The 15751-nt window shown below is 56.4% G+C and carries 18 protein-coding genes; 4 read left to right on the top strand and 14 right to left on the bottom strand.

Translation table 11 applies throughout. The features are described from left to right. The first annotated feature begins 57 nt into the window (after positions 1-57). Both ACR0DJ_RS14880 and ACR0DJ_RS14875 read left to right on the top strand, forming a co-directional pair. The gene (locus ACR0DJ_RS14880; RefSeq protein WP_480685441.1) at positions 58-984 is read left to right on the top strand and encodes an MBL fold metallo-hydrolase; all 927 of its coding nucleotides are present in this window, start codon (positions 58-60) and stop codon (positions 982-984) included. Then, positions 981-1925, top strand: a complete 945-nt coding sequence (locus ACR0DJ_RS14875; RefSeq protein ID WP_480685439.1) for an MBL fold metallo-hydrolase — start codon at positions 981-983, stop codon at positions 1923-1925. The genes ACR0DJ_RS14880 and ACR0DJ_RS14875 overlap by 4 nt, the downstream gene beginning before the upstream one ends. Before the next feature lies 1 nt (position 1926). On the opposite strand, the gene ACR0DJ_RS14870 is transcribed toward ACR0DJ_RS14875, so the two are convergent. The 14 genes from ACR0DJ_RS14870 to ACR0DJ_RS14805 form a co-directional block, all read right to left on the bottom strand. Then, entirely contained in the window at positions 1927-2985 is a 1059-nt protein-coding gene (locus ACR0DJ_RS14870) for a YeeE/YedE family protein (protein WP_480685438.1), read from the bottom strand. A 58-nt stretch (positions 2986-3043) separates the two neighbouring features. Beyond that, complete coding sequence (hemA, locus tag ACR0DJ_RS14865; protein ID WP_425079722.1) at positions 3044-4267, bottom strand: 5-aminolevulinate synthase; 1224 nt, start codon at positions 4265-4267, stop codon at positions 3044-3046. Between the two features lies 1 nt (position 4268). Further along, positions 4269-4703 (bottom strand): DUF302 domain-containing protein, encoded by a 435-nt coding sequence (locus ACR0DJ_RS14860; protein WP_480685436.1) that lies wholly within the window; start codon positions 4701-4703, stop codon positions 4269-4271. A gap of 80 nt (positions 4704-4783) precedes the next feature. Continuing rightward, a complete protein-coding gene (locus tag ACR0DJ_RS14855) occupies positions 4784-6046 on the bottom strand; it encodes an NAD(P)/FAD-dependent oxidoreductase (protein ID WP_170345095.1) in 1263 nt (420 codons plus the stop codon). A gap of 24 nt (positions 6047-6070) precedes the next feature. After that, positions 6071-6778 carry a c-type cytochrome gene (locus tag ACR0DJ_RS14850; protein WP_480685435.1) on the bottom strand — a complete coding sequence of 236 codons (708 nt, stop codon included), beginning with the start codon at positions 6776-6778 and terminating at the stop codon, positions 6071-6073. A 2-nt stretch (positions 6779-6780) separates the two neighbouring features. After that, the gene (locus tag ACR0DJ_RS14845) at positions 6781-8106 is read right to left on the bottom strand and encodes a c-type cytochrome (protein ID WP_480685434.1); all 1326 of its coding nucleotides are present in this window, start codon (positions 8104-8106) and stop codon (positions 6781-6783) included. Beyond that, positions 8090-9352, bottom strand: a complete 1263-nt coding sequence (gene soxC, locus ACR0DJ_RS14840) for a sulfite dehydrogenase (protein WP_170345092.1) — start codon at positions 9350-9352, stop codon at positions 8090-8092. The genes ACR0DJ_RS14845 and soxC overlap by 17 nt, the downstream gene beginning before the upstream one ends. 24 nt (positions 9353-9376) lie before the next feature. Further along, a complete protein-coding gene (gene soxB, locus ACR0DJ_RS14835) occupies positions 9377-11074 on the bottom strand; it encodes a thiosulfohydrolase SoxB (protein WP_480685432.1) in 1698 nt (565 codons plus the stop codon). An 87-nt stretch (positions 11075-11161) separates the two neighbouring features. After that, positions 11162-12007: a sulfur oxidation c-type cytochrome SoxA gene (gene soxA / locus ACR0DJ_RS14830; protein WP_480685430.1), complete on the bottom strand. Its 846-nt coding sequence runs from the start codon at positions 12005-12007 to the stop codon at positions 11162-11164. 70 nt (positions 12008-12077) lie between these two features. Next, positions 12078-12407: a thiosulfate oxidation carrier complex protein SoxZ gene (soxZ, locus tag ACR0DJ_RS14825; RefSeq protein WP_170345089.1), complete on the bottom strand. Its 330-nt coding sequence runs from the start codon at positions 12405-12407 to the stop codon at positions 12078-12080. A 36-nt stretch (positions 12408-12443) separates the two neighbouring features. Continuing rightward, on the bottom strand, positions 12444-12860 hold the full coding sequence (gene soxY / locus ACR0DJ_RS14820; RefSeq protein ID WP_170345088.1) for a thiosulfate oxidation carrier protein SoxY: 417 nt from the start codon (positions 12858-12860) through the stop codon (positions 12444-12446). A gap of 46 nt (positions 12861-12906) precedes the next feature. Next, entirely contained in the window at positions 12907-13383 is a 477-nt protein-coding gene (gene soxX, locus ACR0DJ_RS14815; RefSeq protein ID WP_257600278.1) for a sulfur oxidation c-type cytochrome SoxX, read from the bottom strand. Positions 13384-13514: 131 nt separating this feature from the next. Beyond that, entirely contained in the window at positions 13515-14093 is a 579-nt protein-coding gene (locus ACR0DJ_RS14810) for a thioredoxin family protein (RefSeq protein ID WP_425079729.1), read from the bottom strand. A gap of 14 nt (positions 14094-14107) precedes the next feature. Then, positions 14108-14848 (bottom strand): cytochrome c biogenesis CcdA family protein, encoded by a 741-nt coding sequence (locus tag ACR0DJ_RS14805; RefSeq protein WP_480685427.1) that lies wholly within the window; start codon positions 14846-14848, stop codon positions 14108-14110. An 80-nt stretch (positions 14849-14928) separates the two neighbouring features. On the opposite strand from ACR0DJ_RS14805, the gene ACR0DJ_RS14800 reads away from it, so the two are divergent. Both ACR0DJ_RS14800 and ACR0DJ_RS14795 read left to right on the top strand, forming a co-directional pair. Further along, the gene (locus ACR0DJ_RS14800; protein WP_170345084.1) at positions 14929-15303 is read left to right on the top strand and encodes a thioredoxin domain-containing protein; all 375 of its coding nucleotides are present in this window, start codon (positions 14929-14931) and stop codon (positions 15301-15303) included. Between the two features lie 100 nt (positions 15304-15403). Next, on the top strand, positions 15404-15712 hold the full coding sequence (locus ACR0DJ_RS14795) for an ArsR/SmtB family transcription factor (RefSeq protein WP_170345129.1): 309 nt from the start codon (positions 15404-15406) through the stop codon (positions 15710-15712). Positions 15713-15751 lie beyond the last annotated feature (39 nt).

Genomic DNA, 15751 nt, shown 5'->3' with positions numbered 1-15751 from the left:
TCCTTTGTTGGTACTTCCATCGTTTACAAATAATAATATTCAATTTATTGATTTCGTATGAATGGAATTTCTTTGTCCCGACGCAGTTTCCTGTTCAATGCCACGTGCCTCGCGGTACTTGGAGCTCAAACCAGGATCGTGCAGGCAGAGCTGCGGCTCGGCCCATCAGCCCGAATTACAACCGTGTCAGACGGATACCTGTCATTGCCACCTGATGTTGTTTTCGGAGCCATGCCCAAAGAGGAGATCGAGCAAATCCTGATCCGCAATCAAGCGGACGCGACCAAGTACGAGCCAGAGTGCAACGTCACGCTCTATCGAGATGATGAGAACACCGTACTGTTCGATGTTGGCGCGGGGCCGGACTTCATGCCTACATCTGGCAAGCTTTTGGAGACTCTTGAAACAATCGACCTGTCGCCCGAGGATGTTACGCATGTGGTCTTCACCCATGCACACCCCGATCACATCTGGGGTGTTCTGGATGACTTCGACGACCTGCTTTTCCCAAATGCGACGCACCTCATTGGACGCAAAGAATGGGATTATTGGTGGAACCCCTCAACGGTGGACACGATTGGCGAAGATCGCACCGCGTTCGCGGCCGGTGCCAAACGGCGATTGGAAGCAATCGAGGATCAGGTCGCGTTCTTTGAGGATGGGCACGAGATCCTTCCCGGTATTGCCGCACGGGCAAGCTTTGGGCACACGCCCGGTCACATGGCCTTTGAGCTTCGAAATGGGGATGAGTCGGTGATGGTCGTAGGCGACGCGCTCGGAAATCCGCACGTTGCGTTTGAACACCCCGATTGGCACAGTGGAACGGATCAGGACCCCCAGGTCGCCGCAGCTGCGCGTTACTCACTTCTGGATCAGATTTCCGAAGAGAAAATGAGAATGATTGGCTTCCACCTGCCGAACGGTGGAATTGGCCGCGTCGAAAAGACCGGTTCGGCCTACAGGTTCATTGGAGAGGCGTCATGATACGATCACTCATGATTGCGGTTGCTTTCGCCACGCCAACTTGGGCAAGCGAGGATATTGCTGACCAGTATCCGCAAAGCGTTCTGTATTCCAAGCCGGTCGAGTTCATTCCTGGCGTCTATTCCGCCATTGGCGCAACCGCTCCACCGACCTACGAAAACTCTGGTCACAACAACAACCTGAGCTTCATCGTGACCGGTGAAGGCGTGGTCGTTGTCAACGGCGGTGCGGCCTATGTCCTTGCCGAGGCGCTGCACAAGGAAATTCAGGCGATTACGGATCAGCCGGTCACGCTTGTCTTCAACGAAAACGGTCAGGGGCACGCGATGCTTGGCAATGCCTACTGGTCAGAAATCGGAGTTCCAATCGTCGCCCATTCGGATGCAGCAGCTGAGTTCGAGGAATATGGCCCTCAGATTCTGGAAGGAATGAAACGATACAATCAGGACAAGGCAGAGGGTACGTTTCTGGCAGGCCCAACCGAGACATTCGATGATGAATACGTGGTTGAGATGGGCGACTTCCGGATCGAAGCAAAATACCTCGGACCGGCCCACAGCCCCGGCGATATCTCGATCTGGCTGCCGAACCAAAGCCTTGTCATCGCGGGTGACATGGCGTTCCACGAGCGCATGCTGCCGATCTTTCAGGATACCTATACCGCGGATTGGCTGGAAACCTGGGACAACGAGTTCGAGGCTTTGAATGCCACGTATGTCATTCCCGGGCACGGTCATCCCACAAATATGGATCAGGTGCGCCGCTATACACGCGATTACCTGGTGTACCTGCGAACCAGGATTCAAGAACATATGGATGCAGGCGGCGATCTGACCGAAGCCTACTATGTCGATCAGTCCCCCTATGCCCATCTGGACACGTTCGAAGAGCTGGCAACCAAGAATGCCGGGCGCGTTTTCGAACAGATGGAGTTCGAGTAAGTCAGGAATGCTGCAATACCGGCAGCCGCATCAAAAACCTGTGCGTGCCTATCGCCCCAACCCACATGAAGAAAACGGCAAGCCAGGCTGTCAATGACAGGGCGGACCCGCCTGAAAGCCCGGCGCCCACGGCGCAACCTCCGGCAAGCATCGCTCCGAACCCCATGAGGACAGCTCCGACCAGGTAACGTTCCATCGGTGTATCCGAGCCAAAACGTTCGATCTTCCACTCGCCGGAAATGATGGCAGATCCTGCTGCGCCAATGGCCACGCCGGGAACAAGGCCGATGCCGAAAGACAGCGCCACATTTCGCTCTGCAACCAACGCCATCAGCGTGTCTGTGGCCGGGCCGGTAAACGTCACTGAAGACACAGGTACGACTTCGAAAGAAGCTTGCGCGATGGAATATGTCATGAACCACCCAAGCGCCACTGCCCCGCCCACGCCTGCGGCTGTCACGATCTTTGCAGGTGCGACATTTCTATGAAACGCGAACACAATTGCCAGAACAAATCCAATTACGGCAACGGCTGTATAGGCCGGTGGCGAAAGCCCGATTATTGCTGAAAGATCGCGCTGTGCGCCTCCTGAGATGGTCCACAGACCGGAAATCGCTTCACGGGCTGGGCTGAGTACTCCTGTGTAGGCTGCCTGGGCCACCAAGGTCAAAAACAATCCTGTCACAAGTGCACGCAGGTTGCCGCACGAGGCCAAGACCAACAGGCGAGATGCACATCCGCGCGCAAGAACCATGCCTATGCCAAACATCGCTCCGCCGATAACCGCACCGCTAAGGCTGCCGGTTGACGCGATGGCGCGTGCTTCTGAAAGGTCCAGCAATTCAAGCGAGACAAGCGCCTGAACCAGCGTCAGTGCCGCGGTAAAGGCAATCAGCCAAACCGCCAAACGGGGGCCAAGCTTACCTTCGGCAACTTCGACAGTCGACGCGCGCAAACAAAAATGGGACTTCTGAGCCGTCACGCCGAACAAGATACCGACGAGCACTCCGGCAAATGCCAATGCGCCCGGGTCTCCCAGCAGATCGATGAGCCTCTCCATGGGCAGAAACTCTCACTTCCTTGCGTATGTGTCCTTGCCTTTGGTCAATTCGTCATCGTCATTGCGCGGCCATCGGCCGGCGCGCCAATTGGCATTGCGTCCATAACTCTCCCAATGCGGATACCAGCCGGTCGACATCTTCACAGGTGTGCACCGGCGACGGCGTAATCCGCAGGCGTTCCGTTCCTTTGGGGACAGTTGGATAGTTGATGGGCTGAATGTAGATCCCATAGTCACGCATCAGCACATCCGAAATGAAGCGACACTTGACCGGATCGCCGACCATGACCGGAATGATATGGCTTGGGTTCGGTGTATGGGGAATACCCAGATCGTCCAGCCTGTCCCGGACTTCGCGCACGCGCTTCTTGTGCTGTTGCCGCTCTGCATTGCTTTGCTTCAGGTGCTTCACCGAAGCCGCAGCACCTGCGGCCACGGCTGGAGGTAACGCGGTGGTAAAGATAAACCCGCTGGCAAAGGATCGGACAAAGTCGACAAGCTCCTTTGACGCCGCGATGTATCCTCCGACCACGCCGAACGCCTTGCCCAAAGTCCCTTCAATCACGGTCAGGCGGTCCATCAGGCCCTCGCGCTCGGCAATGCCTCCGCCGCGCGGACCGTACAACCCGACCGCGTGAACCTCATCCAGATAGGTCATCGCACCGTAACGATCCGCCAGATCACAGATCCCGGCAATCGGTGCAATGTCGCCATCCATGGAATAGACGCTTTCAAACGCAATCAGCTTTGGCGCATTTGCAGGCAGGTCCGCAAGGTGTCTTTCAAGATCCGCAAGATCGTTGTGCTTCCAGATCCGCTTTTGGCAACGACTGTGACGAATCCCCTCGATCATCGAGGCATGATTCAATTCGTCGGACAAAACTGTGATGCCAGGAATGCGGGACGCCAAGGTTCCCAAGGCGGCCCAATTGGATACGTAGCCGGACGTGAACAGCAATGCCGCGTCCTTGCCGTGAAGGTCCGCAAGCTCCTGCTCCAACAGCACATGTTCGTGCGTGGTTCCCGAGATATTCCGCGTTCCCCCTGCCCCGGCACCACTTTTGTCAATCGCCCCATGCATGGCTGCGAGGACTTTTGGGTGCTGGCCCATTCCAAGATAGTCGTTCGAGCACCAGACAGTGACTTTTTCGGGACCATTCCCCGTGTAACTGCGCGCCTTTGGAAACGCGCCGCACTGACGTTCGAGGTCCGCGAAAACCCTGTAGTTTCCTTCGTCTTTCAGTTGACCAAGTTGATCACGAAAATACTGCTGGTAGTTCATTTCAATCCCCAACAGCCTCTTCAACGATTCCGGACAACAGGGTCTGGACCTTTTGCATTGGGCCGTCCGGATAGCTTCGGTATCCTACCTTCACCCCGTCATCGTCCTCGGTCACGAATATCCCGTATGGGCAATAGCCGATATTCATCGGATCAGCTTCCATCACCTCACGCGAAATCTTTGCCGAGCAAAAAATAAAGATGTCCGCCGCCGCGAATATCTGTTTGTCGCTGCCGACATCAGCGCCCGTTCGGTTCAACATTTCCCCAACGTGGCTCACATAGTCGATGACCAGCCCCTGCCCGACAATAGCGGATTCGACGGCAAAGGTGGCATCATCAAAACTTCCGTCAAAGGGAGTGGTGATGATATCCTCGGTGAGTCCCTGACCGGCGGAGACTGCAAAAAATGCGGCCGTAACGATAAAGTGTTTCATGGTTCTGATCCTCCTCCTGAGCCGCATTTTCTCGGATTGAACTTCCGGGGGCTTTGACCCGTGTCAAAACCCCCGAACTTCTATCCGAACATGTCCGAGGTGATCCCGGCATACCAACCCAGCGACTCTTCGTAGGTTGCTTTTCTCAGATCGGCATCTTCGCCGGTCTGGCTGATGAAGCCGTCCACCTTGGCGATTTTTTCCGGCGTCGCCTCGTAGGTTGCGCCAACCTTCACGCCATCATCCGTGTCGATCAGTGACCAGCAGGTGTTGGAGAACTTGGCCGGGAACACCTTGGATCCGGTCAACGCGCCCCGCACGGCATTCGCACAGACTTTCGCCTGACTGTTGGCCGAGAAACCCGATTTCGGCATGTCGCCCTGCTGGCTGGCGTCGCCAAGGACATAGATGTCCGGATCAGCCTTGGAGGACATGTCCGCGGCGTTCACCGGCGCCCAATTGCCGTCGGTCACTCCGGCCATTTCCGCAATATGTCCGGCTTTCATCGCCGGGATCACGTTGCAGACGTCGACTTTGGTCTCTTCTCCGTCGATGGTCAGCGTCATCGCGTCCGGGTTTACCGAGACATTGCCGCCACCGAAGTCTTCGCCGATCCAGTCGACCATGCCTTCATAGTGGTTCGCCCAGCCTTCCTGGAACAATGCCATCTTCGAAAACTTCGGCTTTGGATCTGCCACGATGATTTTCGCAGTTGGGTTGTTTGCTTTCAGAACATGCGCAACCATCGAGACCCGCTCATAGGGCCCGGGCGGGCACCGGTACGGGTTTGGTGGTGCAACCATCGCAAAGGTACCGCCTTCTGGCATCGCCATGATCTGCGCCTTCAGAAGTTCCGTCTGAGAGCCCGCCTTGTACGCATGCGGCATCTTGTTCTGCGCCGAGACGTCCCAGCCTTCAACTGCCCCGTCGACAAAGTCGATACCAGGGCTCAGGATCAGCTTGTCGTACGGGACCGAGCCACCACCCGCCAGCGAAACAGTCTTGGCATCGCGATCCACGCCGACGGCCCAATCGTGGACCACGTTGATCCCGTATTCAGCTGCAAGCGTGCCATAGCTGTGGGCGATATCCGAAAGTTCCTGAAACCCTCCCAGATACAGGTTCGAGAAGAAGCAGGTGTAGTAGGTCCGTGACGGCTCGATCAGCGTCACGTCGATCTCACCTTTGCTGTCCTTGGCGATGTAGCGGGCGGCCGTAGCGCCGCCTGCGCCGCCGCCGACAACAACGACCCGGGGTCTGCCCTGAGCCAGAACCATCGGCGCAGATAGTCCGGCTGCCACCACCCCGGCGGCTCCTAGAAATGTTCGTCTATTGAGTGTCATCGCGTTTCCTCCCCTTAGGCACAATTACTCTGGGTTATTGAAATATGCGGCCAACGCCGCAATCTCGTCGTTGCTCAGCCTTCCGGCGATCATTTGCATAACCGGGTGTGGCCGCTTTTTGTCCTTGTATGCGTGCATGGCGACGACAAAATCCTCGTCGGGCCAATACACGATCGACGGGATACCTTCGTCACTTCCTTCGATCTGATGGCATGTCGTGCATTCGCTGCTGAGATACGCGCCGTATTCGGGGTCTCCCTGAATCGCCAAGATCGCTGGATCGACGGAGTGGTCCGTGCCTTTCGCGGTTGGGTCCGCTTCGGGAATATCCCGAGGGTTGTCTGAAAATCCCCGCAAATAGGCAATCACATTGGCCCGGTCTTCCGGGTCTTTCAGACCGCGAAAGCTCATCCTTGTGCCCGAGGCGAATGCACGGGGATTTTCGATATAGGCTGACAGAGTGTCAGCGTGCCATTCCAAACCCGAATTTCCCGCGCGCATAAGACTCTTGGAATAATTGAAATCATCGAGACCTGCGGCCTTGCGCCCAAAAACACCATTCAGATGCGGACCGATTTTGTTTTCAGCGCCTTCGCCAACCTGATGGCAGCCTTTGCATTTGGCGAACACGGTTTTCCCGGCCTCGGCATCACCAAGGTCTTCGGTTGCGTAGGTCGATGTGGCGAAAGCCGCCAAGACCGCCGTGCACGCCAGTATGTCCGGCCACCGCATGATCAGCTTCCGAACGTTTTGAGGTAGACAATCACGGCCTCAACATCGTCTGGCTTTCTGAGCCCCGCAAAAGACATTCGCGTGCCCTTCATGTAATCCTTGGGTTTCGTCAGGAAGGCCGCCATTTCCTCATCCGTCCAAACAAGGCCGACCTCGGCTGCGGCTTTCATTGCATTAGAGTAATTGAAGCCCTCGACCGATCCTGCATTAGCCCCGACAATCCCGTTCAACGCCGGCCCGGTGCCGTGCTTTGCACCTTCACCCACCTGATGGCAGGCTTTGCACTTCTTGAAGACTTTCGCTCCGGCGGCAACCAGTTCCGTTGCTTCGTCGGTCTCTTCGGCCGCTTGAACGGCTGGCTCCGCAGCGGCTTCTTCCTCGGGCTTGGGTGCCGCTGCCGGAATGAACGACGGGCCGTCCGCAGTGAATGTCGGCAACCCCTCAACGGTTGCATCATTCATCACCGAGTTCGACCCACCTTCGGGCGGCGTTTCGACCAGAAAAACAGAGCGCATCGTGACAGCGGCCTCTGCCTTGCAGTTTTCCATGCAAGGCTCTTTGCGCCATTCAGTGTACTCGGTCTCGGGTCGTGTATCGACGACAAAACCGTCTTTGTTGTACATCTCGAATTCGGCGAAGTTTTCGTTGCTCAATTCGAAATCGTCATCCACCAAATCATTTGAATACAGGATGTAGGCAACAATCGCATAGGTCTCATCCGCGGTCAAAGTGCCCGCCTCGCCAAATGGCATTGATCGGGAGATGTAATCCCAGGCGGTAGACAAATGCGGCCAGTAGGACCCGACGGTCTTCACGGGATCTTCGTTTGCAAGCGTATCGAACCCACCGGCAAGAACAGGCCAGTTGTCCACACCTTCCGCGAATTCTCCGTGACAGGACGCGCAGCGGTCGGCAAAAACCTCTTCCCCGGTCCAAACGTCGCCCGATCCGACAGGCAAGCCCCGCCCGTCCGGCAGAACATCAACGTCCCAGGCCGCGATCTCTTCCTCCAGCGCAGGCCGTCCAAGCCCATAGGTACCCTCGCGGCTGGGCGCGGGTGCGGTCAGGTTCGCGCCATTCGCAACCCGTTCCGCGGCAGCAGCCTGAATTTCCTGAACTTTGAGCTCAAGCTGGGCTGCTCGTTCGGCTTCTGACTTCGCTTTTTCCTGTGCGGCTGCTGCGTGGGCCTCAACCTGGCCAATCCGGGTTTCCAAAGTTTCGATCTTCGATTGGCCGAAGTTTCGGTTGGCGGAAACCAACGCCCCCGCAAGCACCAACGCTGTGCCGCCGAATACCGGCAGGAAAACATGACTAAGAGACTTCGACATTCTCGGCGATCCCTTCTGCGCTTACGTACCACGTCTGGATACAGTTGTTGTGATAGACCGAGTTTTCGCCGCGCTTTTCGCGCAGCTGGTCTTTGGTCGGCTGTACATAGCCGGTCTCATCCATTGCTCGGGCCTGTAGGAGCATGGGTGCCCCGTCCCAATTCGTGTCGAGATAGAAACGTGTCAAAGCCTTGGTGTCGCCCTGCTTGCCAAGGCGTGCCGTTTCCCACGTTATGCCGCCGTCCTTGGATACATCAACACGGGTAATCTGTCCGTGGCCTGACCATGCAAGCCCTGAAATCACCAGCGGCCCGGGCCCATGTTTGATCGGCATTTGCGGACTGGGCGAGGTTATGACGGATTTCGCATCCATCACCCAGGTCCATTTCTGGGCCGTGCCATCGGCATAGACATCGGTGTATTTCGAAGTTTCTTCGCGGCTTTCCACCGCCCTGTCGACGACCTCGATCCGGCGCAGCCATTTGACCCACATGTTGCCTTCCCAGCCCGGCACGACCAGGCGCACAGGATAGCCATGCTCCATCCGCAGGGCTTCGCCATTTGCCTTGAAGGCCACCAGAACGTCATCCAGCGCTTTTTCCATCGGAATGGAGCGGCCATTGGACGACGCGTCCGCGCCCTCGACATAGACCCATTTGTCGGGCGAGATATCGGCACCGGCCTCCTGCAACAGCGTGCGCAGCGGGACACCGGTATATTCCATGTTGTGGATCATACCATGGGTGAATTGCACGCCGTTGAGTTGCGCGCCTGCCCACTCCATCCCGGTATTCGCCGCGCATTCGCAGAAATACACGTGGTTTTCGCGCGGGAACCGCTCGATGTCGTCATACGTAAAGACCAGCGGGCGATCGACCAGCCCGTTGATCATCAGCCGATAGTCTTCCTTGCGCAGTTCAATCGCGCCAGAGTGATGACGTTCAAAGGCGCAGCCCTGCGGCGTTATCGTCCCTTCGAGCGCATGGATCGGCGTGAAGTTGATCGACGAAATCGGAGAGGCGGTCAGCCATTCCACATTGCGGCGCACGACATGGGATTCATAGCTGATCGGCATGCCATAAGGTGTCTCGTCAACGCCTGCACCCGTGTACGATGCCCAATCCTGAAGCTCTGTTATCAGGGGGTCGGGCGTTTCTGCCACTGCCGCACCTGCAACTGACCCCGCGGCGACCGCGGCACTGCCTTTCAGGAAGGCCCGGCGCGACGGTTTGAACGCGTCATCCATATCTCTTAGGTCTCCATCTGTTTCTTAAGCGCCGACGACATCGACACTGGTGTTTTCTTGCACCGTTACGGTGCCTAGATTGCGAATGTGGTTTTCGACGACATCCCAGATCGGCGGACCCTCGGTGCCTTCGTTGACGCTGGCCCAGCCGGCCACGACATAGGTTTTCGACGGATCAATCGCTTCACCTGTCTTCAGCAAAGTCATTTCGCTGATCCGCTGCCCTTGTGGCTTGGTCACGTCGATGCGGTAGCCCAGCCCACCGACACGGACCATGTCGCCGCCCTGCTGGTAGTAAGGATCAGGGTTGAACAGGTTGTCGCCAACATCCTCGAGGATCACATGGATGAATTCACCCGTCATTTCCGTGCGATAGGCATTCGGGTAAGACATCGAGGTGACGTTCCAGATGTCCTCGCGCGTGATCTCCTGCCCCGGCAGGATCGACGGGCCCCATCGAACGCCAGGCGACATGGCAATGTCTGCCTCACGTTCTTTGAGCAGGGCGTCGCAGATCAGATCATCCCAAGTGCCGTTGAAATTGCCGCGACGATAGAGCAACGAGTCCGTTTTACCGATCACTTCGCTGAGCGTGGCCTCATACGGCGCGCGCTGCTCATCTATCAGAGCGGTAATCGCAGGATCCGGAGCGATAACATCAGAGAAAACCGGGATCAGCTTGTGCTTCAAGCCCATCAACTGCCCATCCCGTACATCCAGGTCCACGCGGCTGACGAATTTGCCGTTCGAGCCTGACGCGATGATGTGTGTTTTGCCCACCAGAACCGGCTCTGGCAGCGCGTCATGAGTGTGGCCGCTGAGGATCACGTCGATCCCCTGCACCCGGCCTGCCATTTTTTTATCTACGTCAAAGCCGTTATGGCTGAGGACGACGACGACATCGGCTCCGGCACCGCGAACCTCGTCAACCATTGCCTGCATGTTCTCATCCCGGATACCGAAAGAGTATTCAGGGAACATCCAACCCGGGTTCGCGATTGGCATGTATGGGAATGCCTGCCCGATCACGGCAACTTTTGCACCGCCCCGGTCAAAGAACTTGTAGGGCTTGAACAATTCCGCGGGTTCATCCCATTCGGCATCAAAAATGTTCTGACCCAAGGCGGCAAAGGGCAGCCCTTCGACGATTTCGTTCACTCTGTCGCTGCCCAGCGTGAACTCCCAATGGAAGGTCATTGCATCGGGTTTCAGCGCGTTCATGACATTGACCATGTCCTGACCGGCTGTCTGGTAACAGGTGTAAGATCCGTGCCAGGTATCGCCGCCGTCCAAAAGCAGGGCATCGGGTCGGTCCGCACGGATGGCGTTGATGACTGTAGAAACCCGGTCCAAACCACCGACCCGACCGTAGGTTTTTGCCAGGGCTGCAAAGTCGTCATAGGTCAATGCATAGGCCGAGGGGCTGCCATCTTCGATCCCATAGGCCTTGCGGAACGCGGCCCCCGTAACGTGCGGCATCTGCCCTTTCGCTTCGCCGATACCCAGGTTTACCTCGGGTTCACGGAAGTAAATCGGTTTGAGTTGCGCGTGGATGTCGGTGACATGGATCAGGCTGATATTGCCAAAGGTTTCAAACTCCAGCAGCTGATCCTGCGTCAGACTTTGCTGCGCTGCAAGTCTGGCCCAATTGCCAAACCCGGACGCCCCGTACAGAGCCGATGCCGCCATTGAAACCTGCAAGAAGTCACGTCGAGAAATCATCTTTCAGCTTTCCTGTTACACATATAAATGTGTGAATGTTGCGTTCCTGAAAAACCCGCGCGGGACATCGCCCACGCGGGTCGTTCGTTATTGGCGCACAGCCGGGGTTTCGACTGAAAGCCCGTTGCCACGCGAGGCAACATAAAGCTCCAGCGCACGGAACTCGTCCGACCCTTCGGCAAAGGTTTCCGCCCGCGTATCACGAATACAACCGCGGAAACGATTGTGTCGCGAGATCAGCTTGGCCTGTTTCAAGCGGTAAGTCGGGAACCCGTTGATCATTCCCTGGCTCAGGTGATCTGCCCGGATCATGTTGCCCCAATTGTCTTCATGACAGTTGGCACAGCTCAGCTCCAGCTGACCATAGCGTGTGTAGTACATTTCCTTGCCCTGTTCCCAATACGGGGCTGCATCACCGTCAATGGCAACGTTCATGGGCATTCCGCGTGACTGAAGGCCGATCAAAGCGACCATGCCCTGCATATCGCCACCGGACCATTTCCAGGCATCGGCCTCCATACGCTCGGTTCGGCACTCGTTGATCAGATCTTCCATGACCACCAGCTTGCCGGTTTCGGCATCAACCTTCGGCATGGAAGCCTGCAATCCCTTGAAGCTTTCCACCCCGTCGTGGCACGAGGCACAGCTTTTGCCGGCAGCCCCTTCAACCGTCTCATAAAGGTCGGCGGCCTGATCGACGAAGATCATCGCCGGATTGTCGAAATCATCGATCTGAAGGGCCTGGGTTTCATCCGTACGGAAATGCCAACCGGAATAGATCGTGTCCAGGTTTTCCAGATGCGCCGGCGCTTCGGTGACCGAGGTCATGTCCAGCTCGCCATTGATCACGAGATTGTCTTCGTCCGGTCCGGCCATTGCTGCCGCTGGGAAAACCAGAACTGCCGCGATCGCCGTTAATGCCTTTGTATTCATTACGTTCCTCCCTTGGTGGACCAGCGCCAAACGTCATGTCCGGCGCTGATCTGCCTTAGTGGTCGAGCCGTCAGGCGATCTCGATCGATTTCTTCTCGTCGTAGACAGAGCCGTCGTCATCGTACCAGGTGAACACGAACTCACCTGCCTCGGGCACGGTTGCCTCAAACTGAAAGTACGGATTGGTAGAAATTGCCGGCTCCATCGTCACATCAATCACCATTTCGCCGTTAAACTCGCAGGTGAAACGGTTGATGATCGACCGAGGTATGACGTTGCCTTCTTTGTCCTTGCGCTGTCCGCTTTCCATCTTGTGGCTGATCAGTGTCTTGATCGTGACGGCTTCGCCAGCAGCGGCTTTCTTCGGAACCTTGACGCGGGGTTTCACACCGGATGCCATTGGTTAGTCTCCTGTTCTTCGAGGCATGCGTGGCTATCAGCCGCCGCAGCCGCCGATTGTCACTTTTACGGTCGCGGATGCCTTGGCAAAGCTGCCATCTGCCATCTTCGCCACGGCAATCACGTCTTGCGTTCCCGCAAGACGGATACGGGTCGAAGCGGCTTGTTCAGCAGCCAGCGGTCCGAAATTGAACGTTGCGACGCCCGGTTCGGGGTTGCCTGCTGCAACGATCAGAATCGACGCCGCACCCGGGGCGCTTACTTCGATCGGAACCGTGTTTCCGTTTTCGGCGATTTCAGGTGCCGTCAGTGTAACACCGCCGTCAGCCACATCCGCCCCACCTGTAAACGCGGCAATCGCATCCTCAGCGGCCGCATTTGCACGAAGCGGCATCATTGTCAGGAACGCGGCACCCAGCCCAAGGGCCAGAGTTTCGCGGCGAGAGAGTTCCATTTTCAATCTCCTTTGAATCTTCGACAATCACACTTTGGAAGCGCGACTATTGCTCTTTCAGGGTCGCAAGAAACGCGACCACGTCTTCGATTTCCTGCGCTGTCAGGATCGACGTCAGAGGCTCGGTCGGGGCTTTGCCGGTATAGGCGTCGCCCGGGCGGATATAGCCGTCATCCTTGTAGAATGCCGGCATCACCGTGCCTTCGAACGTCATTTTCGCGTTTGCAACCAGTCCGCGAAGCTCGGCCTCGGACCAACGATCACCGGCACCATCCAGCGCCGGGCCAACCTCGCCCTGGAATGGAATGTCGGCCAAAGCCGATACCGCGTGGCACGCCACGCAATTGCCTTTTGACTTGTCGCCAACGATCAGCGCGCCATTTGCCGCATCACCGGCGGTGCCGGTCAAAGACGCCTCTACCTCACCATATTCACCATAGGTTACGCTTTCCGGGTCTGTCTCCGCAGCAAAAGCGGCAGCCCCCGTCATTGCGCAGACCAATGTTAAGAGTCTCAGCTTCATGATCCCTCCCATTTGCTAATACGCCGACGGCGCCTTGCGACCCAAAGCATTTGTGTACCGTAGTCGACGAGTGCGGTCTGTCGCAACATTAAATTCATTACAATGAATTTTTTTATTTATAACTCCGACCCTCAGTCTTGCGAAACATTGTTTCGCTCCTGAATGCGTCGCGCGTGATATCGCTGAAAATCTTCACCATTATCAAGTTCGTACCGCTTCTCGTAGACCCAGGTGAAAAGGTCCAAAGTTGTTCCTTTGGCGAACGCTCCCGGCATTACTGCAACCGCAGCTTCAATGGCGGTGGCGTCCTCGGGAACTTCTTCCGGCAGAAATACAAGGGTCGGGGTAAACAGAATCCCCCATTTGCGCATCAGCGCTCTTTGCTCGCTCTCTTCCCCATCAAAGTCGGTGGCCGTGGTACTTCCGTGCAAATCCAGTTGGACGACAAAAAAGTTCTCTTCGATGAACGCCGCCAGGTCAGGCTGGGGGAAAACCTCTTCGTGCATTTTCTTGCAATAGATGCAGCCCTGTTGCTCGATAAACAAAACCAACCGCTTGCCTTCACCTGACGCCTCTTCAAGATCCTCGCGAAGGTCTTTGAACGTGTCGCGCATCCACGGTGTTTTATGCAACCCGTCGTCGCCAAGCTCGGCGGCGGAAACCGCCATGCCCAACAAGCATGCCATCAATACTGACAATGTTCGCTTCATATTTTCCTCCCGTATTATCCGATGGCCGCAAGCCAGGGCATATGGTCCAGCATCCATTGGGCGACTTGATTGATCGAGTTGGTTGCGATCAGGACGCCGAACAGAATCAACAACGCGCCCATCCCCTTCTCGATCAGAGGCAAATGCTTTCTGAACCGCGCCATCCACTGCATGAAGGGGCGAACCAAGAAAGCCGCCAGAACAAACGGTGCGGTCATTCCTACCCCGTAGACGAACAAAAGAACCGCTCCACGCCAAGCCGTCTCGGTTCCGGCCGCTGTAAACAGGATTGCAGCAAGCACCGGCCCGACACAGGGCGTCCAGCCGAAAGCAAATGCCAGTCCAAGAACATATGCCCCGATCAGGCTCAGGTTTGATGTCTCGCCGACGTCTGCCCGAAACTGGCGATACAGAAACCCGATGCGAATCAGCCCAAGGAAATGCAAACCCATCGTCACGATGATGGCTGCCGCCATCCAACGAAGGATATCGAAGTATTCGCGAACAAGTTGTCCGAATATCGAAGCCGTGGCTCCGAGAGCCATAAAAATCGTTATGATCCCCGCTGAAAATGCGATTGCAGCAAGCGTTGCCCTGCGGCGAACGTTGCCGGAAATGGCGGAATTCGCGGAAATCTGCTCCATCCCGACACCCGCCAGATAGCTGAGGTAGAACGGCACAATCGGAAGGATGCAGGGGGACAGAAAGGACAACAGCCCAGCGACCAGAGCTCCTGCAAATGTAATGTCGAGCATGGTCAAACCTGTCCTGGCGCGCTATCATTCATACATTCAAAGTAATAAAGATATGTCGCCGCGGTCAATCGGAGCTTGAGATGCGCCACCTTTTCCTGCTTGTGCTTGCGGTCACGTTGCTTGTTTCGCCCCGGGTTTTACGGGCGGAAATGACACTTCTGATGGCCGAAGAAGATGGGTGCATGTGGTGTGCCCGATGGGATTCCGAAATCTCGGGGATCTACCCGAAAACACCGGAAGGAAATGCCGCCCCGCTTCAGCGCATAGACATCCATGCATCCATGCCGGATGGAATCGAACTGGGAAGACCTCTGTACTACACTCCAACCTTTGTTTTGCTGAACAACGGCCGCGAAGTCGGCCGGATCGAAGGGTACCCCGGCGAAGACTTTTTTTGGGGCATGTTGGGCGTGCTGCTACGTGACGCAGGGGTACAGATTGAGACTTCTGGATAAACGACGGTATATTACATAAACTGTTTTGAATGCGTGAAGCTGAGAAAGCGAGGCGATCTTGTTGGATAAACCATCGAAACTGCCAGTGTTCACAAAAGACATGTGCGCAGAAGATCTGGACCGAATGATGGAGAACGCGCAAACGGCATCAAACTTCCTTAAGGCCATCAGCCACGAGGGGCGCCTGATGATCTTGTGCTATCTGTCATCGGGTGAAAAGTCCGTCACCCAGATGGAAGAGATGCTGTCGGCGAGACAGGCCGCCGTATCCCAACAGTTGTCCCGACTGCGCTTTGAAGGCTTGGTCAAAACACGGCGCGAGGGTAAGACTATCTATTACAGACTGGCTGATGATCGTTCGACGCAAATACTGGAAGTCGTCTACGATCTTTTCTGCCGGGACACGTAGAAGCCGGTCAAGACGCCGCCAGCTTTGGGAGGAGACTGG

It is taken from the genome of Ruegeria sp. BF10, from assembly GCF_056538725.1.
This window is presented reverse-complemented; position numbering and strand designations above follow the sequence as displayed.